At 34.3% G+C, this 22,466-nt stretch carries 20 protein-coding genes and 4 pseudogenes; 16 read left to right on the forward strand and 8 right to left on the reverse strand.

Features of this window, described 5'->3' with window-relative positions; genetic code table 11:
* Window positions 1-834 (forward strand): DUF3974 domain-containing protein, encoded by an 834-nt coding sequence (locus tag AC3WTI_RS02995; protein WP_097840992.1) that lies wholly within the window; start codon window positions 1-3, stop codon window positions 832-834.
* Window positions 835-888: 54 nt separating this feature from the next.
* Here AC3WTI_RS02995 and AC3WTI_RS03000 read toward each other — a convergent pair whose 3' ends face one another.
* A complete protein-coding gene (locus tag AC3WTI_RS03000) occupies window positions 889-2,448 on the reverse strand; it encodes a glycoside hydrolase family 10-like protein (RefSeq protein WP_097840993.1) in 1,560 nt (519 codons plus the stop codon).
* 227 nt (window positions 2,449-2,675) lie between these two features.
* Between AC3WTI_RS03000 and AC3WTI_RS03005 the strand changes: the two genes are divergently transcribed.
* From AC3WTI_RS03005 to AC3WTI_RS03050, 10 genes are all read left to right on the forward strand, one after another.
* Window positions 2,676-2,981, forward strand: coding sequence for a PTS sugar transporter subunit IIB (locus AC3WTI_RS03005; protein ID WP_097840994.1), 306 nt, complete (start codon window positions 2,676-2,678; stop codon window positions 2,979-2,981).
* Window positions 2,982-2,992: 11 nt separating this feature from the next.
* Window positions 2,993-4,276, forward strand: a complete 1,284-nt coding sequence (locus AC3WTI_RS03010) for a PTS sugar transporter subunit IIC (RefSeq protein WP_048524829.1) — start codon at window positions 2,993-2,995, stop codon at window positions 4,274-4,276.
* Between the two features lie 78 nt (window positions 4,277-4,354).
* Window positions 4,355-4,621, forward strand: a complete 267-nt coding sequence (locus AC3WTI_RS03015; RefSeq protein ID WP_097840996.1) for a hypothetical protein — start codon at window positions 4,355-4,357, stop codon at window positions 4,619-4,621.
* 21 nt (window positions 4,622-4,642) lie between these two features.
* Window positions 4,643-5,791, forward strand: coding sequence for an anhydro-N-acetylmuramic acid kinase AnmK (gene anmK / locus AC3WTI_RS03020; RefSeq protein ID WP_087956482.1), 1,149 nt, complete (start codon window positions 4,643-4,645; stop codon window positions 5,789-5,791).
* Window positions 5,792-5,809: 18 nt separating this feature from the next.
* Complete coding sequence (locus AC3WTI_RS03025; RefSeq protein ID WP_097840997.1) at window positions 5,810-6,709, forward strand: BadF/BadG/BcrA/BcrD ATPase family protein; 900 nt, start codon at window positions 5,810-5,812, stop codon at window positions 6,707-6,709.
* Between the two features lie 130 nt (window positions 6,710-6,839).
* Complete coding sequence (plsY, locus tag AC3WTI_RS03030) at window positions 6,840-7,388, forward strand: glycerol-3-phosphate 1-O-acyltransferase PlsY (protein ID WP_087956484.1); 549 nt, start codon at window positions 6,840-6,842, stop codon at window positions 7,386-7,388.
* Window positions 7,389-7,457: 69 nt separating this feature from the next.
* Window positions 7,458-9,041 carry an aminotransferase class V-fold PLP-dependent enzyme gene (locus tag AC3WTI_RS03035; RefSeq protein ID WP_087956485.1) on the forward strand — a complete coding sequence of 528 codons (1,584 nt, stop codon included), beginning with the start codon at window positions 7,458-7,460 and terminating at the stop codon, window positions 9,039-9,041.
* A gap of 239 nt (window positions 9,042-9,280) precedes the next feature.
* Window positions 9,281-10,282, forward strand: a complete 1,002-nt coding sequence (gene tdcB, locus AC3WTI_RS03040; RefSeq protein ID WP_087956486.1) for a bifunctional threonine ammonia-lyase/L-serine ammonia-lyase TdcB — start codon at window positions 9,281-9,283, stop codon at window positions 10,280-10,282.
* Between the two features lie 241 nt (window positions 10,283-10,523).
* Window positions 10,524-10,994, forward strand: coding sequence for a MarR family transcriptional regulator (locus tag AC3WTI_RS03045; RefSeq protein ID WP_061676301.1), 471 nt, complete (start codon window positions 10,524-10,526; stop codon window positions 10,992-10,994).
* A gap of 156 nt (window positions 10,995-11,150) precedes the next feature.
* Entirely contained in the window at window positions 11,151-12,386 is a 1,236-nt protein-coding gene (locus AC3WTI_RS03050; RefSeq protein WP_087956487.1) for an MFS transporter, read from the forward strand.
* Window positions 12,387-12,628: 242 nt separating this feature from the next.
* Here AC3WTI_RS03050 and AC3WTI_RS03055 read toward each other — a convergent pair whose 3' ends face one another.
* Complete coding sequence (locus AC3WTI_RS03055; RefSeq protein ID WP_087956488.1) at window positions 12,629-12,958, reverse strand: YkvA family protein; 330 nt, start codon at window positions 12,956-12,958, stop codon at window positions 12,629-12,631.
* Window positions 12,959-13,262: 304 nt separating this feature from the next.
* The gene (locus AC3WTI_RS03060; protein ID WP_087956489.1) at window positions 13,263-13,385 is read right to left on the reverse strand and encodes a hypothetical protein; all 123 of its coding nucleotides are present in this window, start codon (window positions 13,383-13,385) and stop codon (window positions 13,263-13,265) included.
* Window positions 13,386-13,550: 165 nt separating this feature from the next.
* On the opposite strand from AC3WTI_RS03060, the gene AC3WTI_RS03065 reads away from it, so the two are divergent.
* Window positions 13,551-13,811 (forward strand): hypothetical protein, encoded by a 261-nt coding sequence (locus AC3WTI_RS03065; protein WP_142286503.1) that lies wholly within the window; start codon window positions 13,551-13,553, stop codon window positions 13,809-13,811.
* 172 nt (window positions 13,812-13,983) lie between these two features.
* Window positions 13,984-14,670 (forward strand): MBL fold metallo-hydrolase, encoded by a 687-nt coding sequence (locus AC3WTI_RS03070; RefSeq protein ID WP_087956491.1) that lies wholly within the window; start codon window positions 13,984-13,986, stop codon window positions 14,668-14,670.
* 77 nt (window positions 14,671-14,747) lie between these two features.
* On the opposite strand, the pseudogene AC3WTI_RS03075 reads toward AC3WTI_RS03070, so the two are convergent.
* Window positions 14,748-14,927: pseudogene (locus AC3WTI_RS03075) on the reverse strand (hypothetical protein); the annotation flags it as partial.
* Between the two features lie 65 nt (window positions 14,928-14,992).
* On the opposite strand from AC3WTI_RS03075, the pseudogene AC3WTI_RS03080 reads away from it, so the two are divergent.
* The 3 genes and pseudogenes from AC3WTI_RS03080 to AC3WTI_RS03090 all read left to right on the forward strand — a co-directional run bounded on the left by AC3WTI_RS03080 (window position 14,993) and on the right by AC3WTI_RS03090 (window position 17,790).
* A pseudogene (locus AC3WTI_RS03080) lies at window positions 14,993-15,262 on the forward strand (hypothetical protein).
* Window positions 15,263-15,335: 73 nt separating this feature from the next.
* Window positions 15,336-16,688: a DEAD/DEAH box helicase gene (locus AC3WTI_RS03085; RefSeq protein ID WP_097840998.1), complete on the forward strand. Its 1,353-nt coding sequence runs from the start codon at window positions 15,336-15,338 to the stop codon at window positions 16,686-16,688.
* A gap of 787 nt (window positions 16,689-17,475) precedes the next feature.
* Window positions 17,476-17,790, forward strand: a pseudogene (locus AC3WTI_RS03090) (DUF1064 domain-containing protein).
* Between the two features lie 417 nt (window positions 17,791-18,207).
* Here AC3WTI_RS03090 and AC3WTI_RS03095 read toward each other — a convergent pair.
* From AC3WTI_RS03095 to exsF, 4 genes and pseudogenes are all read right to left on the reverse strand, one after another.
* Complete coding sequence (locus AC3WTI_RS03095; RefSeq protein ID WP_492304299.1) at window positions 18,208-19,530, reverse strand: exosporium leader peptide-containing protein; 1,323 nt, start codon at window positions 19,528-19,530, stop codon at window positions 18,208-18,210.
* Between the two features lie 351 nt (window positions 19,531-19,881).
* Window positions 19,882-20,346 carry an exosporium protein D gene (locus tag AC3WTI_RS03100; RefSeq protein WP_087956497.1) on the reverse strand — a complete coding sequence of 155 codons (465 nt, stop codon included), beginning with the start codon at window positions 20,344-20,346 and terminating at the stop codon, window positions 19,882-19,884.
* A gap of 940 nt (window positions 20,347-21,286) precedes the next feature.
* Window positions 21,287-21,433 (reverse strand): annotated as a pseudogene (locus tag AC3WTI_RS03105) (exosporium leader peptide-containing protein); the annotation flags it as partial.
* A gap of 269 nt (window positions 21,434-21,702) precedes the next feature.
* Entirely contained in the window at window positions 21,703-22,206 is a 504-nt protein-coding gene (exsF, locus tag AC3WTI_RS03110; protein ID WP_097841003.1) for an exosporium protein ExsF, read from the reverse strand.
* Window positions 22,207-22,466: the final 260 nt, after the last annotated feature.

A 22,466-nucleotide genomic window follows, 5' to 3' on the forward strand; every position in this document is an offset into this window, starting at 1 on the left:
ATGAGTTTCATTCAAACCGTATTAGTACTATTAGGTACATTGCTTTTAATCGCATTTACTGTCGTGGTATTAGTTGTATATTTCGGACGTAAACTGTATTTTTCATGGACGAAGCCATATAAAAGAGCACACGATTCTTTAGATAAGTTATCGAATAAATCATTACCGTTTCTACAAGAATTTACACAACACCCACTCTTTTATCGCTGGATTCGTACGGAAGGAAAGAAAGAACAGCATACATTAAACACTCTTTTCTGTGCATCGGGTCAACGTACGAGAGAGCAAGTATTCTCGATGTTACCGAAAGAAAAACAGAAAAAAGTACATGTAATGGCAAAAACAACGAAAAAGCTTACTAATGAAGATATTGATGTAGCGACGATGAAAGTAAAAGATTTTTTAAGACAAGAAACGCAGCAAACTGTAAAACCGACAGATTTATCGTTTTATAAATTGTATTTTTATGATCGATATCCAGATGCATTAAATACAATTCAAGCGTATAAACGCTCAATAAATCCTTCATTACAACGAACGGTTGATGATATTACAATTTCAGTATTAAATGCTTTGCCGTATTATCAGGAGCAGCGTATGTTCGAACAACAACATAAACTTGAAACGTTCTTAATGAAAGATTTAACAGCTATGCTGTCGTTAGTTGTACAATTACCACCTTCACAACGACCAGAAAAAGAAGAAGAATTAAAAATCTACTTACAAAATTTCAAAAATGAAATGGAAGTAGTTGAACGAGATATTCGTGACTCAATTGATCATGATTTGAATGTGAAGATGAGAGCAGCGACTGAGAAGTTTAAGAATAAATAAAAAAGGCGCCTTAAAGCTATAATACTTAGCTTTTAAGGCGTTTTTTATTAGCTGTTATTTTGCTTTAACGGTAGTATGACTAGATGCAACACTTTCATTATGCAATCGATCAACTGCAGTAACAACATACGTATACGTTTCTCCAGAAATAGCTGTTTTATCTACATAAATTTCTCCAAGTTTTGTTTTTCTTACAGTAGTAAGTAAATGTTTTGGATTTTCTATATCCACTTCATTTTTTCCATTCACTCGGTAAATGGCGTAATAAGCAGAGTCATTCTCTCTATCATCAATGATACCGACAGCAATACCTTCATCTCGTGGAATTGCACCTTTTAAAGTTGGTTGTTTAGGTGGATCATGATCAAGCCAAGGCATAGGCGGGATTAATGCAGAATGTTTATATATATCTTTTGAGAGTCGATCTTTAACTCCTAGTGGATTGTTATTAATATCTTTTAAGCTAAAATGCATACTCCCTTTTATTTCAGGATATAACCGATTTAATGCAATTTGTCTTGGATATTCCTCAGGATTAGACCAAGCGGGGACAGAGTTATTATTAATTTTATAGGCCGCTTGACCGATATATAGGTGAATTGGTTTACTAGTTGTTTCTTTTACCCACCAATCTACTAATATGTCATATGCAGCTGGTGTGAAACCAATATTCCAATATATTTGCGGTGTAATGTAATCGATATAGCCTTTTTGTATCCATTCACGTGTATCAGCATAAAGATCATCATAGTTTCTTTGACCTGCAGTTGTGTTAGATCCAGTTGGATCGTCAGCTATATTTCGCCATACGCCGAATGGGCTTATGCCAAACTTTACGTATGACTTTTCTTGTTTTATAGCAGTATTTAAATCTTTTACAAGTTCATTTACATTGTCACGTCGCCAATCTTCTATATTTGTAAATCTACCGTTATTATATGTTTCGTACGTTTTTTGATCGGGGAATTGTTCACCCGCCACTTTATATGGATAAAAATAATCATCCATATGCAATGCATCTACATCGTAATTTTGTACAATTTCTAAAGCACCTTCAGTTATAAATTTTTTTACTTCTGGAATGCCAGGGTTGTAATATAACTTTCCTCCATAGGGTACAACCCAATCGGGATGCTGTTTTGCAGGGTGATTATCCGATAATCGATTTATATCAGTGTGATTCATCGTTATTCGGTATGGATTAATCCATGCATGGAATTCTATATTTCTTTTATGTGCTTCTTCAATCATAAATGCGAGTGGGTCATAACCAGGATTTTTTCCTTGTGTACCTGTAATGTATTCAGACCAAGGACCGTAATTGGAATGGTAAAAAGCATCAGCGGTTGGTTTTATTTGTACAACAACTGCATTCATACCAGTGTTTTTTACATCGTCTAATAATCTAATAAACTCTTGTTTTTGATTTTCGATAGGTAATCCAGTTTTTGAGGGCCAATCAATATTAAGAACAGATGCGATCCATACAGCACGTAATTCATGTTTTTTGTACGTAGTATTTACTTCAGCATAAGTAGAGTGAGGAGAAATGAAAGAGAAAGGAATAAAAAAGATGACGATACAACACGTCATTAATAAACGTTTCATAATCATTTATACGCCTCCCTATTATATGGTTAACTAATATGATATCTGAGTTGAGGTTGTACTTACAATTGAGAAAAATACATATTGAAACATTAATTTAATAGGAAAAATATTTTTACTGAAATTTACTTTCATTATAACTAAATCGTTTCATTACTTCATATGCTTGTTAGTAAAGTGAAACTTCCTTTCATTTGAAGGGGAATAAATTATAAGTATAGGAGGATTAATAAATGAAAGTATTGTTCGTTTGTTCTGGAGGAATGTCCAGTGCAATTGTTGTAAACGCTTTAAAAAAAGAAGCGGAGAAAAAAGGTGTAAACATGGAAGTGCATGCGATTGGAACAAATGAGGTGGAAGAAGAAGTGAAGAACGGCTGGGATGTTGTAATGGTTGCACCTCAAGTAAGACATCGATTTGATTCAGTTAAAAAATTTGCAGAAGAGGTATCTATCCCGTGCGGTATTATACCGCCGCAAGCATACACGCCACTTGGCGGACCGACTTTATTAAAAACTGTAAATGATTTAATTAGTTAGGAGGAAGCGTTATGAATAAGTTTGTCACGTTTCTTGATAAAAATTTATCTGGACCGATGGCAAGGCTATCTGAACAGAGGCATTTACAAGCAATCCGTGATGGAGTTATTTCAGCATTGCCATTTATCATTGTAGGAAGCTTCTTTTTAATCGTAGCATTTCCACCATTACCGAAAGATAGTTTCATATCAGTTTGGGCATTAAAAAATCAAACGAGTATATTAATACCATATCGTTTAACAATGTTTATTATGTCTTTATATATAGCATTTGGAATAGGATATAATTTAGCGAAAAGTTATAAGCTAGATGCTTTATCAGGGGCACAGCTTGCAGTATGTTCATTACTATTAACATTAACGCCTGAATTAATTGATAAAAAAGGATTTATGCTTCCGATGACAAATCTCGGAGGTCATGGACTATTCGTGACGATGATTGTTTCTATTTTATCAGTGGAAATTTTAAGATTTTGTAAGAAGAAAAACGTAACAATCAAAATGCCAGAACAAGTACCACCATCAGTAGCGCGTTCGTTTGAAGCACTTATACCTGCGGCTTTCGTTATTATTATTATGAGTCTTATTACTGTTGTTTTTAAAGTGGATGTACATTACGTTGTAGATAAATTAGCAGCACCGTTAGTTAAAGCTGGTGATAGTTACTTTGGTGTTATTATACCTGTATTTTTAATTACATTTTTCTGGTCTTTCGGGATACACGGTGTATCCGTTGTAGGTACGGTAGCAAGGCCGCTTTGGGATGTGTATTTAGGGAAGAACGGTGAAGCTGTAGCAAGTGGGGCAAGTCATTTTCCATTCATTGCACCGGAGCCGTTTTATCAATGGTTTATTTGGATTGGTGGTTCGGGAGCAACGTTAGGACTTGTGTTAGCTATGATTGTATTTGGACGATCAAAATATTCAAAAGCACTATCGAGAACTTGTATAGTACCTGGCATTTTTAACATTAATGAACCAGTTATATTTGGTTTACCGATTGTATTGAATCCAATCTTAATTATTCCTTTCGTTATTACACCGCTAGTAACAGCTACTATAGCTTACTCTGCAACTGCAATGGGATTTGTAACACCAACGCATATTATGCCGCCTTGGACCTTGCCAGCTCCAATTGGAGCCTATTTAGCTACAGGAGGAGATTGGCGTGCAGTTGTATTAGTTTTAATAAATATAGCAATATCATTCCTTATTTATCTACCATTCTTTAAAATGTACGACAAAAATATGCTTGAAATTGAAAAGAATGGAGACGGAGAATCTGTTAATTCATAAGTTTTATACTGTATGTATGAGTGATAGGTATTTTGCCTATCACTTCTTTCACATGAAATTCAGAGAGGGTGAGATGGTATGAATATAAAATTTAGCTATAAAGGTGTATTTTTATTGCTGTTTGGAGTAATATGTGCGAATTTCCTTTTTGTACCTTTATTAAGAATGCTACATCTACCACAAATGCATAGTGTATGGCTTGTTACAAGTATTGCAGCAAGTATTTTGCTTACAGTAGTTGTTTCTTTTATTGATGGATCGTTTGCATCAAAAACTCAGTTGTTTTTTAGATTTATATTATTTTCGATCGGTTGTACGTTTGTAACTTACATCATTGTTTTTTAGTAATGGGAGGTCATGCATGTTATGTATATTGCGGGGATAATGTCCGGTACTTCATTAGATGGAATAGATGTAGCGCTCGTTCATATAGAAGGGAATGGTGTAGAGTCTAAGGTCGAACGCATCCACTTTACTACAGTTCCATTTTGTAATGATATGAAAAATGAAATACAACAAGCATTATCAATAGAGAATTCAAATGTACAACTCATTTGCAGTTTAAATTTCAAACTCGGTTTATGTTTTGCCAACGCTGTAAAGGAAGTTTGTAACGAGGCCAATTTTTCTTTGAAACAATTAGATTTAATAGGTTCTCACGGACAAACGATTTATCATCAGCCAAAGCAAGATGGTAGTATGATCCCATCCACATTACAAATTGGAGAACCCGCAGTTATAGCGTATGAAACGAATACAACGGTTATTTCTAATTTTCGAACGATGGACATGGCGGCAGGGGGACAGGGTGCACCACTAGTACCATATTCAGAGATTATTTTGTATCGCCACCAAACTAAAAATAGACTACTACAAAATATTGGCGGGATCGGTAATGTTACCGTTATACCAAGTAAACTAAGTAAGAAGAGCGTTATAGCTTTTGATACTGGTCCAGGGAATATGATAATGGATGAAGTATGTCAAAGATTATTTCAGTTGCCATATGATCAAAATGGTAAGATTGCAAAACAGGGAGTAGTTGTAGAAGAGGTTTTGACATATTGTATGAACCATCCATTTTTGAAAATGAATCCACCAAAATCAACAGGTAGAGAACAGTTTGGAGAAGAATTTGTCAGTGAGTTATTGAAGCGGTTTGAAAAGTATAGTAAAGAAAATATATTGACGACTGTCACAATGTTTACAGCAAGTTCAATTGTTCATCACTATAAGGAGATTATTTTGCCGTATTATGAAATCGATGAGGTAATTCTAGGTGGTGGCGGAAGTTATAATGATACGCTTGTTGAAATGATAAGAAATGGATTGAAGGAAGAAAAGTGCACAGTATTTATTCAAGAAGATATAGGCTATTCTTCAGAAGCGAAAGAAGCAATCGCCTTTGCGATTTTAGCAAATGAAACGTATCATCGTAATCCGAGTAATGTGCCGAGCGCAACTGGGGCTAAGCAATCTGTAGTTCTAGGGAATATAACATTCCCTCCAATTTGAAATGAATGAGGCGAATATATGAGGTATATGATTGGAGTAGACGGCGGAGGAACAAAGACAGAAGCAATTGCATTTGATAAAGACGGAAATGAACTTGTAAGAGCAACAAGTGGTTTTGGAAATATATTAATAGATTTTGAAGAGGCTCTTGTGCATATTATGGAGGTGATTGATCAATGTCAGAAAGGTGTATTAAATGGGCATTGCGTTTGTATTTGTTTAGGATTAGCAGGTGTAAGTGGAGTAAATACGAATGAATTAACATTACGTCTAATAAAGAAGTACGGAACACCAATTGAAGTTTTTAATGACGCAATGATTGCACATGCAGCTACTTTGAAAGGGAAAGATGGAATTTTAACGATTGGCGGTACAGGTGCGATTTGTATTGGAAAGAAAGGAGAAGTGTACGAGTATAGTGGGGGATGGGGACATATTTTAGGAGATGAAGGAAGCGGATATTGGATTGGGTTACAAGTTTTAAAGAAAATGGCAAAGCAATTTGATCAAGGGGTTACACTTTGCCCATTAAGCTTAAGGGTTCAAGATGAGTTTCAACTTTTGACGTCGTCCCATATAAAAAGACTAGTTTATAGTTCTACAAAAGATAAAGTTGCAGCAATCGCACCATTGATTATTGAGGAAGCGAGAAATGGGAATGAGGATGCACATGAAATTATAGTGCAAGCGGCTAAGGAATTAACGAGAATTACGGTGAATATTTACAATAGAATGCAGTTTGATGTAACAACTTCAATTGCAGTAAGTGGCAGCATACTGCGTTTCGTTCCTGAAATATATGCTGAATTTAAGAAATGCTGTGAGAAAAGTATAGGAGACGTTACATTTGTACCACATTCAGAACTAGCAGTGAAAGGAACATATTATTTAATGAAGAATAAATATTTTAAAATATAACTGCATGAGAATTTTTGTATGATTTGTAAATATATGATGTTAAAATGTATAAAGGGATGTGGAAAAAAGTACAATATACTTAGTTTTTGAATATTGTATATGTATTCCTATGTAGAAAGTGAATGATTACATGATTAATAGTATGCAGTTTTTGTATTTGGTGGCTTCTTATTTATTTGGAAACATATTGACCGCTTATATAGTAACGAAATGGAGACATAACGTTGATATTCGGGATGAAGGAAGCGGGAATCCTGGCGCAAGAAATATGGGGCGCGTATACGGAAAAGGATATTTCATCGCTACATTTTTAGGTGATGCAATTAAAGGGGCAATCGTAGTTTCTATTGCAAAATATCTTTTTGGAGATTCTACATTTGTAATGTTAGCTTTACTGGCTGTTTTACTTGGACATATATATCCAATTGTATTTAAGGGCAAGGGCGGAAAAGGCATATCAACATTTATCGGAGGATTAATCGCATTTGATTATTTGATAGCGCTTACCCTTGTTGCTGTTTTCATTATATTTTATTTAATCTTTAAAGGGTTTACTAAGCCAGGGTTAATTACAATCGCTTGTTTGCCAGTATGCATGATTTTGTATTCTTATTCTATTGTTACGACTATTTTAAGTGCTCTTATCATTGTACTTATTTTATATGTAAATCGAGAATGAAATGAATTTTTAATAAGTGGAGTAAATCTCCACTTATAATTTTTATTAAATACATAAAGGAGAAAAGCCATGGGGTTAATATATAAAGTTGCTGATCAAGCTTGGGAATTTGAACATATACATAAATTGAATTACAAAACATTTGTAGAAGAAATTCCGCAACATGAAGAAACGAAAGAGCGTGTTCGTATAGATCATTTTCATGAAGAGAATACATATTTAATTTGTTTAGATGATGATAAGTTAGTAGGAATGGTCGCATTGCGAGGAAAACGACCATTCTCATTAGATAATAAAATTTCAAATTTAGATTTTTATTTGCAAGAACATGGAGAAAACGTATATGAAATTCGTTTGCTTTCAGTTGAACGTGAATATCGAAATGGAAGAGCATTATTAGGTTTAATTCGCTTTTTACATCGTTATTTGCTTCTAAATGGATATGAATTAGCACTCATTTCTGCGACGACACGTGAACTGCCTTTATATGAGCAAATGGGGTTCAAATCTTTTCATTCGTTAGTTGGTACAGAAGAAGCGGCTTTCCAGCCAATGTATGTTACTCCTGCTATGTTTGAAGCATCGAGTGTTGGGGGTATTATGACGAAAGAATATACGTTTTTACCTGGTCCAGTAGATATTGAAGACAATGTTCACAAAGCATTTTCTGCAAAGCCTATTTCGCATCGTTCTAAGTCATTTCAAGTGACGATGGAAAATGTGAAAAAACGTTTACTGCAAATGACAAAAGCAAAACGTGTGCAACTTTTGTTAGGCACAGGTACATTAGCGAATGATGCCATTGCTTTACAGTTACGTTCTTTAAAAGGGAAAGGACTAATATTAACAAATGGGGAATTCGGTAATAGATTAGTTGGACACGCAGCGCGTGCGCAATTACATTTTGATACGTATAAAAAAGAAATGGGAGAACCGTTTATTTATACCGAATTAGAACAAATAATGGAAACTGAAAATTATGAATGGCTTTGGTTTGTTCACCATGAAACATCTACCGGAATGTTAAATGAGTTAGACGAGCTAAATATTTTATGCAATAAGTATAAAGTGAAATTATGTGTAGATTGTATTAGTTCAATTGGAGCGATACAGATAGATTTAAAGGATGTATATTTTGCAAGCGGTGTTAGTGGAAAGGCAATTAAATCGTTTACTGGATTATCTTTCGTTTTTCATAATCATAATGTGAAAGTAAACGAGACTTTACCGGCCTATATGGACGTTGGCATGTACGAAGAAAATAAAAGTATTCCATATTCTCATTCATGGAATTTAATTTATGCATTGCAAGAAGCATTAAAAAGATTCGAAGATGAAATGGTATTTGAAAAAATAAAAGAGACGTATGCATATATTGAACAAGCTATTACTACTATGGGTTTAAAACTTGTTTCACCTAAAGAACATGCTGCGCCAATTATATTTACGATTCAATTAAATAAAGGTCTTTCTTCTAAATTGGTAGGTGATGCGTTAGCGTTACAAGGATATATCGTCCATTATGAATCAGCGTATTTACAAAAGAATAACTGGATCCAAATTGCATGCCTAAATCATTACAAAGAACGTGATATGAAAAGAATGTTGAATTGTTTACAACTGTGTGTATTACAGAGTGAGGTACATATATAAAGTGAAACTTTAATCAGTGGGGGTTTTGTTCATCCCCCGCTGATTATCAGCCCTCACCAATCGGACGTTTACGAACAGTTGATCTCTCATTTAACTTCTTTGCTCCAACTGAATTTTGAGGTGGGAGTTTTACTGTCCGTTAACGCGGGATAAAGACTTTTTCTTAATATAGATGGTTTCGTATAAAGGAGTTGCTACATACGAAAACTTAGGAATAGATCATTGGAAGAGGTGTTAGTATGATAACTAAAAAACTACCGTTACAAATAGATGATATAAAAAAAGCTCAAAACATTTTAGACAGAAATGCTCGTAAAACGCCATTAGTAAAATCATTTTATTTGACTAGTAAAACAGGTGGAGAAATTCACTTGAAATTAGAAAATATGCAATTAACGGGTTCTTTTAAATTCCGTGGTGCATTTAATAAAATGTCACAGTTAACAAATCAGGAAAAAGAGAGAGGAGTAATTGCTTGTTCCGCTGGTAATCATGCACAAGGAATTGCTTTATCAGCTCATTTACTCGGTATTAAGAGTAAAATTGTTATGCCGATTTCTGCACCTCAGGCGAAAGTTGATGCAACTAAAGGATATGGATCTGAAGTGGTTTTACATGGTGAAACTTTTGATGATGCGAAGGCAAAATGTGAGGAGATTATTAAGGAAACAGGTGAAACATACTTACATCCATATGACGATGTAGAAGTAATGGCTGGTCAAGGTACAATAGGATTAGATATTCTTGATGATATGTGGGATGTAGATACTGTCATTGTACCAATTGGCGGAGGTGGAATTATTTCTGGAATTGCTGTTGCATTAAAATCTTTTAATCCATCCATTAATATTATTGGTGTCCAAGCGGATAATGTTCATGGGATGAAGGCATCTTATGACAAAGGTACGATTGTAGAACATTATGAGGCACCTACTATAGCAGATGGCTGCGCAGTTAAAATACCAGGCGATTTAACGTTTGAAGTTGTAAAAGAATTAGTAGATGATATTGTAACAGTATCAGAAGGTGAATTAGAAGTAGCGATGAAAGACTTATTACAACGCGGTAAAGCTGTTGTAGAAGGGGCTGGCGCATTAGCTACTGCTGCTCTACTTGCAGGGAAAGTGGATTCATATATTAAAGGGAAAAAGGTAGTCGCGGTTATATCTGGTGGAAACGTAGACTTGCAGCGCATTTCCAGTGTTTGTGAGCAATTTTTTGTAGCCAATGAAGTGAAATAGTATTTGAAAAACATAAATTTTATGGAATAAGAGCTAAGACAACTAATCTTAGCTCTTATTTTTTGTATACCGTGTAGGGCATGTTATAATACACATGTTTTATTTTCCGTATAGTGAATTATTATATTTTATCGTCTACTTTCATAGATAACTCAAATAATTATATCAATATTGTCGAAACGGAAACAGAAATTTAATATAATGGTTTTAAAGTATGAATGAGCTGTTAGGAGGATAGACCATGAACAAGGAAGAACAGGTCATGAACGGTTTCAGGGAATTATATAATAAGATGGTTTGGCTTAATAAGGATAAAATGGAAGAAGGTCTTAAAGGTTTTAAGTCTTCTGAAGTACATTGTATTGAATACATTGAAAACAATGCCGATTCTAACGTGACACAACTTGCAGAGGCTTTTTATGTGACTCGCGGTGCAATAAGTAGAATGACTAAGAAGCTCATAAACAAAGGCCTTATCGAAAGTTACCAGAAATCAGAGAATAAAAAAGAAATCTATTTTAGGCTTACTGAACAAGGGAAAGAAATATATATAATTCACGAGGAGTTGCACAATGAGTTTCAACAGCGGGATAAAGCTGTATTTGAGCAAGTAACCGAGGCAGAATTCGACAGTATTATTAACTTCGTGGAAAAGTATAGTAGGCATTTGGATGCAGAAATAAAGAAACAGGGTATACATATTAAGTCGTAAATTTTCCTGTTAATGCCAGATATATTTAAATAATAAAAAGGTAGCCTGTTCACGGGAAGGCTACCTTTTTATTATTTATTTTTTGTTGACTAATCAACAAAGTAGAGTTATTATTTTGTTGACAAAGCAACAAAGTGTTTTGAGAGGAGAAGTTAAATGTCTATATTTAGATCACAAAATGAAAGTGAAACTGAAAAAAACATAGATAAACATGCTTTAATATTCGGTCTTATTTCTGTATTTCTTTGTGGTATAGGTTTCAGTATCATTATGCCTGTTGTTCCATTCTTAGTGCAGCCTTATATTAGTAGTCCGGAAGAACAGGCTTTAGTTGTTACGGTACTGACCTCTGTTTATGCGGTCTGCGTGTTTTTCGCGGCTCCTGCACTTGGAGCTTTGAGCGATAAATATGGCCGTCGTCCATTACTTTTAATATGCCTTTTCGGTTCTGCAATTGGGTACTTAGTTTTTGGTATAGGAGGGGCTTTATGGGTACTATTTGCTGGACGCATAATAGAAGGAATAACAGGAGGGAGTATCAGTACAATTTTTGCATATTTTGCAGATATCATTCCCTCAGAACAGAGAACGAAGTATTTTGGGTGGGTGAGTGCAGTGGTTGGTGCAGGAACCATTATCGGACCAACTCTTGGGGGATTACTTGCAAAGTTTGGTCATTCTGTACCTTTATATTTTGGAGCGCTTATAACTTTTTTTAATGTCTTATATGGGATGAAATATATGCCGGAGAGTCTTGACAAAAATAATAGGTTAAAAGAAATTACTTTTGTAAGGTTAAATCCTTTTGCACAGCTGGCGAACATACTTTCTGTGAAAAATTTAAAATGGTTACTTATCTCAGCGTTTTTACTTTGGATACCTAACGGATCTTTACAAGCAATTTTCACACAATTTACGATGGATACTTTTAGCTGGAAGCCTGCACTAATCGGACTTATGTTTTCAATTATGGGATTTCAAGACATCATTTCACAAGCTTTTATAATGCCAAAGCTTTTAATTAAGCTTAGGGATAAACAAATAGCAATACTTGGGATGGTTTCGGAAATTATTGGCTACAGTTTTATTGCAGCATCAGCTTTATTTTCCTTATATCCTCTTCTAATCGTTGGGATGTTACTGTTTGGTTTTGGTGACTCAATTTTCGGGCCTTCATTCAATGGGATGCTTTCAAAGTCTGTCGATTCTAGTGAACAAGGAAGGATTCAAGGTGGTAGCCAATCTATTCAAGCTTTGGCAAGAATGATTGGTCCAATTATTGGAGGACAAATCTATATATCACTGGGTCATGCTGCACCTGCTTTTATGGGGATGATTCTTATAGTAGTGGCAATAGCAGTTTTGTATAGGAGAACACATGTAACTGCATAAACTACATGCACTAATATTGTCTATATTCCTTTATTGAAATCAATTGAATAAGAACGAATAATAGGGTGTCGGAACTTAAGAACAAGTGCTGGCACCCTAATTTTCTAAGGCGAGAGAGTTAAGAGAATTTCTGTTGTTTCTGACACGATTTATCCTGCAAAAGCGCAATTAATGCTACCTTAGTTAAAGATTGGTTGTAGTTGAAACTAGAAAAGGTAGGGTAAATGACTAACTATTTTAATTCACGCCTGAGCTGAAGTAAATAATGACTCCATTTTCATTCTACTCTTCTCTCGAATTTCAGCGTCGGCATGGCGCATTACAAATTTATGCGCTATAGCGATTGCTAAAACATCATCTAATAAGCCAATCCCAATAATAGCAGCTATATCTGGAATGAAGTCGATTGTTAATACGTAATAGGATAAAGCGGCTAATATTATGAATTTCGTTTTAGTAGGTAACCCTTTTTTTCTCATTGTGTAGTATAAAATAATACTTTCATATACGCTTGATTTCCCGAGGTTTGCTGAGCTTTTTTTGAATTTTTTCCAAAGTGTCTGTTTCTCCATATAAACACTCCTTTTACAAAAAAATAGATTTTTTAAAAGGATAGACAAAGAGGTGAGAGAATAATCAATTTTATAGTTTTTATTAATGTATATTTCCATAAAAATAAGGAATTACCTGTTCAAATTAATAGAATGTTGGTTATGTAACGACTTACAGTGTATGTGTTCGTTCCAAGTAAAGGTACTACGCAGATAACGTTTGGTGGTAATACGTATTAAAGTTCATTTTTTTATTAATCCCTGCATTCGGAAAATGTTGAATTACTTCTAAATAATCTAAGGGTACAACTATTAATGAGAACTTTTATAATTCTTGAATAGCCCCTTTACTCGCTGGTGATTCATAAGCTTCTAATGTGATTCTGGTAATAATTGCACGATTGGCCACTTCATCTAGCAGTTCATGTGTTACTTTGTTTTGAACCATTTTCTCTCACTTTTCTCCCATCTATTTGAAAGTTGTCACTTCGATGATGGCTTTTTATTTTATCAGATAAATCCGATGAGTTTGAGTTTTAGAATTTTATCGTGGTATTATTTATGTAACAAGGGGATGTTGTAAGAAAAAATACAATTTTTTGGGGGAATGAGAATGGGAATCTATAACTATGAAGCGAAAGAGGATTTGCAAGTAGGCGAAGTTTTTTTAGAACGGGATATTTATGAAATTATAAATTTTTACAAGAAAGGGTCAATAGTTTTATGTGATTCAGTATCTCGTTTCAGTGCGAATTCAGACAGAATGTTTAAAGTGATAAATAGGATAGAAACATATATGCATAAAAATGAAGACTATACATATCAGGTTTCGGATAGGCCCAAGTTGATTTATGTAGTTGAGCAGGTAAGATAAGGAAGCATCCATAACGGATGCTTTTTCTTTGTTATATGGAAATTATACATTAAACGTGAAATTGAACAAAATGGACATTTGGATGCAAATTATTTGGTGTTATGTATAGAAAAATATATGTGGATGATTTAGTTATTATTAAATATTTAATAACAGGTATGGGGGAAGAAAAATGAAGATAATAGAACTACCAATTGAATTTGAATTTAACGGGGCAAGACAATGTATTTATCCGAGCTTAATTATAATAAACAATGAATTAACTTTAGTAGATACAGGTTATATAAATTTTTTACCTTTAATTGAAGTCGCAATTTTAAAATATGGGTATGAGATGAAAAACTTAAAAAATATAATTATTACTCATTATGATGACGATCATATAGGTTCTTTATATGATTTCAAAGTGAAATATCCTCACATTAATATTATTGCTAGTGAAATAGAATCCAACTACATTAATGGTGAAATAAAATCGGAGAGACTAGTTCAAGCTGAAGACATGTTACAACGTATGCCAATTAAAGAGAAAGAATTTGGTGAGTGGTTTATACAACAATTAAAAAATATAAGACATATTTCTGTCGATGAAAAAGTATATGATGGTCAAATGATTTTGAATGATGAATGTCAAATAGTAGCGACGCCAGGACATACTTCGGGGCATATTTCATTATATTTTCCGAATTCAAACTGTGTAATTACAGGGGATGCGGCCGTTCAAGATAATCATGAATTAGTAATAGCTAATCCGAATTTTTGCTTAGATTTAGAAAAAGCGGAAGAGTCTTTAAAGAGAATTAAAAACCTTAAAGCAGCAAGATATTATTGCTATCATGGAGGAAAACTCATTTTATAAAATATTAAAAACCGATCTTTCTTATATTGAGAAGATTGGTTTTTTAATTCATAGATTCCGCAATTCTAATCAAATCAGAAACATTGTAGTTCAATCCCTTCTCTTACATATAACTGCATTAACTTTTTATCATTTTTAAGTAAAGCATGTTTGAATTCACTTATTACATCTGTTTGAGATTTCGCCATTATAATTGTGGTGGATTGAAAATATAGTAAGAAAAATATGCAAAATATCTTTATGAATGTTGTGGTCAATTTTATCACCCTGTAACTATATTTCCGTAAATTTGATATATATATATGTATAGGAGGGGGAGAAGATGAGTTTACTGCTTGATGTAATAATGGCTATAATTACATTTCACCCTCGAAATGACATGAAATTAAAACATCATATTGCCAAATTAAGCGAATTCGAGTGGTTTCGAAAGTTACACGAAGATACAAAGTATACAAAATTAATTTGGAGTAATAGAAAAATTTAAAAGTGTATTTTGTCTCCTACTAACATGGAAGCATTAATAAAATCAGAGAAAAAACAAATAGAATTTGTCCAACTAGTACACGATGAATATAAAAAAAGAAGATAAGAATTTTTTTATTTTTCATATTTGGCGAAACAAATGGTACAATGAAAGCTAATGTGAAAAATAAGGAAAAGAAGTGGTCTATTTGAAAAACTTTTTAGAATTAGGAATTAGTGAAACTTTTAATTATACATTACGTGAAAATGGAATTACAGAAGCAACACCAATTCAAGAGCAGGCAATTCCTGTTATTATGTCAGGTAAAGATATTATTGGGCAGGCGAAAACAGGAACGGGTAAAACTTTAGCATTCGTGTTACCGATTTTAGAAAAAATCGACCCAGAGTGTAGTGATGTTCAGGCTTTAATTGTTGCACCAACAAGGGAACTAGCACTGCAAATTACAACTGAAATTAAAAAAATGCTTGTTCAAAGAGAAGATATTAATGTACTAGCGATTTATGGCGGGCAAGATGTAGCACAACAATTGAGAAAATTAAAAGGCAATACACATATTGTTGTTGCGACACCAGGACGATTATTAGATCATATACGTCGTGAAACAATTGATTTAAGTAATCTTTCAACTATTGTACTAGATGAAGCGGATCAAATGCTCTATTTCGGTTTCTTATATGATATTGAAGATATTTTAGATGAGACACCTGGTAGTAAACAAACGATGTTATTTTCAGCAACGATGCCAAAAGATATTAAAAAATTGGCGAAGCGTTATATGGATGAACCGCAAATGGTTCAAGTACAAAGTGAAGAAGTAACGGTAAATACAATTGAGCAGCGTGTCATTGAGACGACAGATCGTGCAAAGCCAGATGCACTTCGTTTTGTTATGGACCGTGATCAGCCATTTTTAGCTGTTATTTTCTGTCGTACAAAGGTTAGAGCAAGTAAGCTGTATGATAATTTAAAAGGACTAGGTTATAATTGTGCTGAACTTCATGGTGATATACCTCAAGCGAAACGTGAGAGAGTTATGAAGAGTTTCCGCGAAGCTAAAATTCAGTACTTAATTGCAACAGATGTAGCAGCTCGTGGACTTGATGTAGATGGTGTAACGCACGTATTTAACTTTGATATTCCTGAAGATGTAGAAAGTTATATTCACCGCATTGGCCGAACAGGACGTGCAGGTGGATCAGGTCTTGCAATTACGTTCGTTGCAGCGAAAGATGAAAAACATTTAGAAGAAATTGAAAAAACGCTTGGTGCACCATTGCAAAGAGAAATAATCGAACAACCGAAGATAAAACGTGTAGATGAAAATGGAAAACCGGTACCAAGGCCGGCTCCAAAGAAATCAGATCAATATCGTCAAAGAGATAGCCGTGAAGGTTCAAGAAGTGGTTCAAAAGGTGGCCCAAGAAACAACTCAAGAAATAGTTCGAGAAATGAGAACAATCGATCGTTTAATAAGCCAAGTAATAAGAAAAGCAGTGCAAAACAAGGTCAGCAAAGACGTGGCCGTTAAATAGTTATTATTGAGAAGAGTCGCAGATCGTTGCGGCTCTTTTTTTGCTTGTATGCACAAGGGTGATGTCGAGAAAAAACAAAAATTTCATTCACCGTATTTAAAATAAATTTTAAAACTTATAGGGAGAAATTGAAAAGCACAACTGTCATCATTTTTGGGAAATTGCTTATTACGATGATAAGAGAAATATGGTTCGAAGCTATGAGAAGGGGGAATATGCGGTATAAGAAAAAAGGACTAGCAGTCGTAGCTGCCGTCCTTTAATAGGAGAAAAATTATTCTGGATTAGAACTACGAATAACCAGAAAACGCGCTTTAAATCAATGTTGCCAAAGATGTAATAATCTATGCAACAAAAAGCTTAGTCGGAATTCAAAACACCAAAATGGCTTGCATTGGTAACAGGCTCAAAACTAGTATATGTAAAATGAAAAATTCCATGCAAAAAGCAGACAACAATTTTGGTTGTCTGCCAGTGAGTCGAATGAGTTAGCTAATTGTGATAAATTGCATCCCCATTACGAGAAGAGTGAAGCTGCTAGTTCAAACAGCTTGTTGGTATTATCTTCGATATATTAAAAAATATACAGAGAATGCAGATAAGTGAAGAACCTACTGCCTCTACTACAGTAACAAAAAAAGAAGTACCAGCCGTGGATTAAGCGGCTTGAAAATAGTATGGATTGATTTTGGAAAAATATTCAAGGGGAGAGAAACATGGAATGTTTGATAAGTGGTAACTATGAAATTAATCAGCTAATAAGTAAAACAAAAGAGAAAAACAATGAGTAAATATAGCAATAAAAAGGTTGAGCTAGATGGCTTTATCTTCGATTCAGAAGCCGAGTCTAGATATTATGAGTTGTTAAAAGAAAAGCAAGGTGCAGGTGAAATATAGGCAATCGAATTGCAACCATTGTTTGTTCTACAACCTGGTTACAAAAAGAATGGCAAACGGTTTGGTGCAATTACATATAAAGCGGAATTCATGATCTATTTGCCAAACGGTCATGTAAAAGGTGTAGTAACTGACACCTTTAGTATTGAAAAGAAAATGTTCGAATATTATTTCCCACATTTGCCGCTTGTCGCATCTTGATTGTATAACGTTATCAGAACAAAAAGTGTGAATGACAGCAATCTTAACAAATTTTAACGTTGTATTTATATATATTGATTTTATTATGGATTCCTAAATTAATGTATAGGAGGAGTTACGTTATGTTCTGGTTAGGAAACGTTATAGGATCCGTATTAGGTTCGTTTGTTACTTTTGATTTACTGATTTACTCTATTTTGATTTTAGAGCAGAGGAAACTAAAATAGCGGTGATGCCAAAAAATTATGATGGTAATAAAGTTTAATAAAATTTGTTTATAATTTATATTAAGTTTCAGATATCGAATTTGCTTAGTAACAAAAAAGTCTCTCCAATCAGATTTGAAGAGACTTTTCTTTTACAAATCATAGCAATTTAGCTCTTGTAAAATTAGGATTTAAGTTCATTCTAAGATGTTTATGGAGTACCGATAGTTACCGCCAGCAATGCGGCAATTCTATCTAAAGCTTCCTGTACTGTAGTAGGAGGAAGAGGAGCCCAGTTTGCTGGATTATTAGGTGTGTAAGCTAAATCGAAAGCATCATCAACTCTAATTAAAGATGTATTTGTTCCTATAAGATTTATTCGGGAACGAATAGGTAATGAATCAACTGTCGCTCTGACTCTTGTAATAACATTATTAGCGCCGTTGACAAATAAATTTCCTGAATTAGGGCTGGGATTGAAGATGTTTTCTGTAATAGCAAAGCTGGTTAAATTTAAGGGGTCAATTGGAATATGACCAGGTAGCACATTAATAATGACATTACCATTTATTCCTCCACCAACTAAGTTAACTTGGGTATCTGTGGTTGCTTGCGAATTAATAGTAATATTGCCACTAGAAACAAACGAAGCAAACATTGCCATGTTAATTCCATTTTGAGTATAACCAGCGGATAACATTGAATCACGGATATTCACTTGATTCACAGAAGTCGATAAAGCTGTAAATATAGGAGTAGGGGTTATATTAACGCTAACAAAGAATAATTTACCTGAAACACTTTGTGCCGTTTGAAAGTTAAAATCAAGAGGCGCACTTAGTAATGTCAGATTAACAAACCCAGATCTAGGATCCTGGGAAAAATTCAAATCAAACCAAGACGGATCATTTATATCGAAAGGAATTTGTAATCTAGTCAATAAAGTACTAGTTCCTACTAGTTGAACGTTAGCTTTTAAATGAATTAATGGTTCGATATAGTTGCCAGGTCCAATAGAGATAGCATAACGTTTAGTTATATTTAAAGGATCCGGAAATGGTGCTATAGCATCTGTTATTGATGCCATTGCTGCAGTCACTGTTAAAAATGGTGCGCATTCAGAACCATCAGCAGTAGCGTCATTACCAGCTTTGTTTACATAAACAATTTGAGTGAAAGGTGGTAGGGGTTCTATACATCCAGGTCCAGTAGGCCCAGTAGATCCAGTAGGCCCAGTGTCCCCAGTAGGTCCGATGCCTCCGGTAGTCCCAGTGTTTCCAGTGGGTCCAATGCCTCCGGTAGGTCCAGTGCTTCCAGTAGGTCCAGTAGGCCCATCGGGTGGTCCAGTGGGTCCAGTGGGACCAGTGGGACCAGTAGGCCCATCGGGTGGTCCAGTAGGCCCGGTAGGTCCAGTAGGTCCAGTATGTCCAGTATGTCCAGTAGGTCCAGTAGGAAGTGTGAATGGTGGAATAGCTGGTAAAGTAGGTCCGAGTAAATCAGGATTTATTAAAGCGGAAGATAATAAATCGTCCATAATAATTTCACCTCTAAAAAATCAGTATTTCTAATAATAAATGCGGAAATAGAGAAAAGTGAAATGGACAAGTGAAAAATTAGACAACGTAATTTTCGCAGAAGTATTATTTAACTGAAAAGAGCACCAACAAAGAGTGTGGTGCTCTTGGACCAAGGACTATATTTTGTATTTTTTAAGTTCATATAAGTATATGAACTTAAAAATAAATAGTGAATTTATTTTCACTAAAATTCTTATTTAAATAAAGAAGCCCTAGGATTAGGGGTTCAAACCTTGGTATATTTCAAACGATATTAAAAAAAAGAAAAGAACCCTCTATATAAAGAGTTCTTCAGGTGATTTAATCTATTAATTGCACTCATGGTAATATTCATCACATGCATCGTTATTATCGTTACAGCAGATACAAAATGTTTTTTGAACAAATAAACTAACTATACTAGTAGGACCTTCCTGTCTTGTAAGAGTAAGACTTTGAAAATCTTCAACTTGAAATATTTTTGTTTGAACGGGTTGCAATGTAGTAGTAATTGGTATACTAGATTTTCTTGTTAGAATAGTTACTTGAACGGGTGCACTCATACCAACAACAAATAACTGGATTAATGTTTTATTGTGATTGTTTGTAAAATCCTCAAATACAGTTTGTGGAGTGGTAGTTTCAAGGAAAATAGATACAGGTATATTTCCATTTGCATTTTCTTCAGAACCTGCAATTGTATGCGTCTCAATAAAGCAGTTGTTTTTTTGATTGCCTGAATTTGACTGTTTTTTATAATACTTTTTACCATCTTTATAAAAGTAATCAGCCATATGAATGTAAAGCTCCTTTCTTTGAGATGTCTATATAGTTTATTTAATATAGCGAAGTAGTGCTTGTACAACATTATAAAATCCGCTCTCGTAATTACTAAAAGATGTTATTTGAAAATTAAAGAGCGCCATCCAAGGCGCTCATGGATAAAAACAAATATTGAAAAAGAATACCACATGATATCGTATGTATGCTTCTAAGGGGTGTGCAAATTTAATATAAAATAGATATTTCAAAGAAAAAGAGCAGCTAGTAACAGCTAGCTACTCGGTAGATTAAACGTAGAGATTTTTACATTTATACTTTCAAAGTGAGATAGGTAATTAATGTTTTTAATTAGATCGGATAACCAGGAATTTTTATAGCAGAAAATTCAGGACTTCCGACTTGAGCTGATGTTACAGTCTTACTAAATTCCAAAATATACTTAACAACACGATAATGAAGAAAGATAGCTCATCAGAATTTGTTACAAGTACAGTAAACGTAAACATTATGCTGTATTAAGGACTTTTGCTTTAAGAGCGCGAGGTCCAAAAGTACTAATGTTATCATTTATATTGGTACGTTGCGTAAATATTACAAGTGTATACTGGTAAGTGCGTGGTGGTGGAGAATCTACCCATGTAACGGAAGGACTAAACTCAAGACGATTGTTAAAAACTAGAGTTCTAGTTAATCCAAAAACAGTTTCTGTTGACTCTGTAACTAAATTTAAATCTCTAGATAATCTAATAGTAAGGCTTCCAGCAAAAATATCTGCATCTTCTTCTGGTAAAAAAGCTATCGTTGCGAAAGCATCTAAGTCAACGATTTGACCAGGCAATACTGTGATAGGCGGAAGTGTTAAAGTTAGAGAAGCCCCGGGATTTACGCTTTCAATACTTACTCTTTCATTACTGCCTGTAAAAAAACATCAACTATCCCTTGCTCTCCTTAGGGTCCAGTAATCCCTTGAGATCCAGTGTTTCCAGTCGGTCCGGTTGAACCAGTCGAACCTGTAGGTAATTGAAAAGGTTGCATAGGTGGGAGTGTCGGTCCGATTGAACCTGGATTTAATGCAGCGGAGGATAAAAAATCGTCCATTATAATTCACCTCTGAAAAGTTCGTATTACTAATAGTAAATGCGGGAGTAGAGCGATGAGTATAAAGTAATTATATTAAAGCTTGATTTTCATAAAAAATAAAGCACACATATAAGTGTGCTCTTATGAACGCTTTAGATTTGTATGACTAGATAGTCACCATACAATAAAATATGCTTGTTTGATATAAATGTGAGTCAAATCTATAACATATATTTTGGTGTGTAGAAAAAACATTAAATGTTAATTAGCCAAACATATTGTTTTTATTAACGAATTTGTGCAACTGTTAACGCTGCAGAACGAATATCTACTGTACCAATTACTTCAACGGGTACAATTTGAATTAAATCACCAGGGTTTAAGTTAATTAGAATGACACCACTGGATACATCGACTTCACCGGTTCCGATAATATTAGAACGGACTGCGGTTCCAGATCCTGCAATAATATTTGTTGATGTGTTGAGTGTCAAGAAAAAGCGCGCTGCTTCCGGGGCTACTGGAACATTATCGAGGCTGATTGTTAATGTATAACTGATTTGATAAATACCAGCTACTTGAATGCTAATTCCAGTTCCAGTACTAATTGTATCATTTATTACAGGGACAGTAATATTAGGGTTTGGACCCGTACTAGGTAATAGTAATGGCGTGAATAGTGTTGCAAATTGAGGTGAAGTAGCATTGAAAGCAAAACCGAGAGCCGGTAGTGTACTAGGGGCTTGTGCTCCACAATTAAAGTTTGTGAACTTATGACTAGATGAGCGCATATTTTCACTCCTTTCTTTCATTTAGATTGCGTGAGTAATAACCTTACGTTTTGGACAAGCATAAGACAATATATGAAAATTTATAGTGAATAGTGCAGAGGTGGTCCTGTTATGGTTAAAACTATAAATAATCTTAAATATTATATACAACAGGCAGTTAGTCGATAAAACTAACTGCCTGTTGTACAAAGGAAACACTGCGCTTACAGAAATAGTTTGTAACCTAAAGTTGAAAAAATAGTATGAAGAGGTTTAAAAAT

Source organism: Bacillus sp. EB106-02-03-XG38 (genome assembly GCF_058792175.1).

Excerpts from the sequence above, each read along its gene's own strand:
- exsF (WP_097841003.1), bottom strand. The coding sequence starts at position 22,206 with ATGCGCTCATCTAGTCATAAGTTCACAAACTTTAATTGTGGAGCACAA.
- AC3WTI_RS03005 (WP_097840994.1), top strand. The coding sequence starts at position 2,676 with ATGAAAGTATTGTTCGTTTGTTCTGGAGGAATGTCCAGTGCAATTGTT.
- AC3WTI_RS03000 (WP_097840993.1), bottom strand. The coding sequence starts at position 2,448 with ATGATTATGAAACGTTTATTAATGACGTGTTGTATCGTCATCTTTTTT.
- AC3WTI_RS03100 (WP_087956497.1), bottom strand. The coding sequence starts at position 20,346 with ATGGCTGATTACTTTTATAAAGATGGTAAAAAGTATTATAAAAAACAG.
- AC3WTI_RS03010 (WP_048524829.1), top strand. The coding sequence starts at position 2,993 with ATGAATAAGTTTGTCACGTTTCTTGATAAAAATTTATCTGGACCGATG.
- AC3WTI_RS03055 (WP_087956488.1), bottom strand. The coding sequence starts at position 12,958 with ATGGAGAAACAGACACTTTGGAAAAAATTCAAAAAAAGCTCAGCAAAC.
- tdcB (WP_087956486.1), top strand. The coding sequence starts at position 9,281 with ATGATAACTAAAAAACTACCGTTACAAATAGATGATATAAAAAAAGCT.
- AC3WTI_RS03045 (WP_061676301.1), top strand. The coding sequence starts at position 10,524 with ATGAACAAGGAAGAACAGGTCATGAACGGTTTCAGGGAATTATATAAT.
- AC3WTI_RS03015 (WP_097840996.1), top strand. The coding sequence starts at position 4,355 with ATGAATATAAAATTTAGCTATAAAGGTGTATTTTTATTGCTGTTTGGA.
- plsY (WP_087956484.1), top strand. The coding sequence starts at position 6,840 with ATGATTAATAGTATGCAGTTTTTGTATTTGGTGGCTTCTTATTTATTT.
- AC3WTI_RS03050 (WP_087956487.1), top strand. The coding sequence starts at position 11,151 with ATGTCTATATTTAGATCACAAAATGAAAGTGAAACTGAAAAAAACATA.
- AC3WTI_RS02995 (WP_097840992.1), top strand. The coding sequence starts at position 1 with ATGAGTTTCATTCAAACCGTATTAGTACTATTAGGTACATTGCTTTTA.
- AC3WTI_RS03095 (WP_492304299.1), bottom strand. The coding sequence starts at position 19,530 with ATGGACGATTTATTATCTTCCGCTTTAATAAATCCTGATTTACTCGGA.
- AC3WTI_RS03065 (WP_142286503.1), top strand. The coding sequence starts at position 13,551 with ATGGGAATCTATAACTATGAAGCGAAAGAGGATTTGCAAGTAGGCGAA.
- AC3WTI_RS03035 (WP_087956485.1), top strand. The coding sequence starts at position 7,458 with ATGGGGTTAATATATAAAGTTGCTGATCAAGCTTGGGAATTTGAACAT.
- AC3WTI_RS03070 (WP_087956491.1), top strand. The coding sequence starts at position 13,984 with ATGAAGATAATAGAACTACCAATTGAATTTGAATTTAACGGGGCAAGA.
- anmK (WP_087956482.1), top strand. The coding sequence starts at position 4,643 with ATGTATATTGCGGGGATAATGTCCGGTACTTCATTAGATGGAATAGAT.
- AC3WTI_RS03060 (WP_087956489.1), bottom strand. The coding sequence starts at position 13,385 with ATGGTTCAAAACAAAGTAACACATGAACTGCTAGATGAAGTGGCCAAT.
- AC3WTI_RS03025 (WP_097840997.1), top strand. The coding sequence starts at position 5,810 with ATGAGGTATATGATTGGAGTAGACGGCGGAGGAACAAAGACAGAAGCA.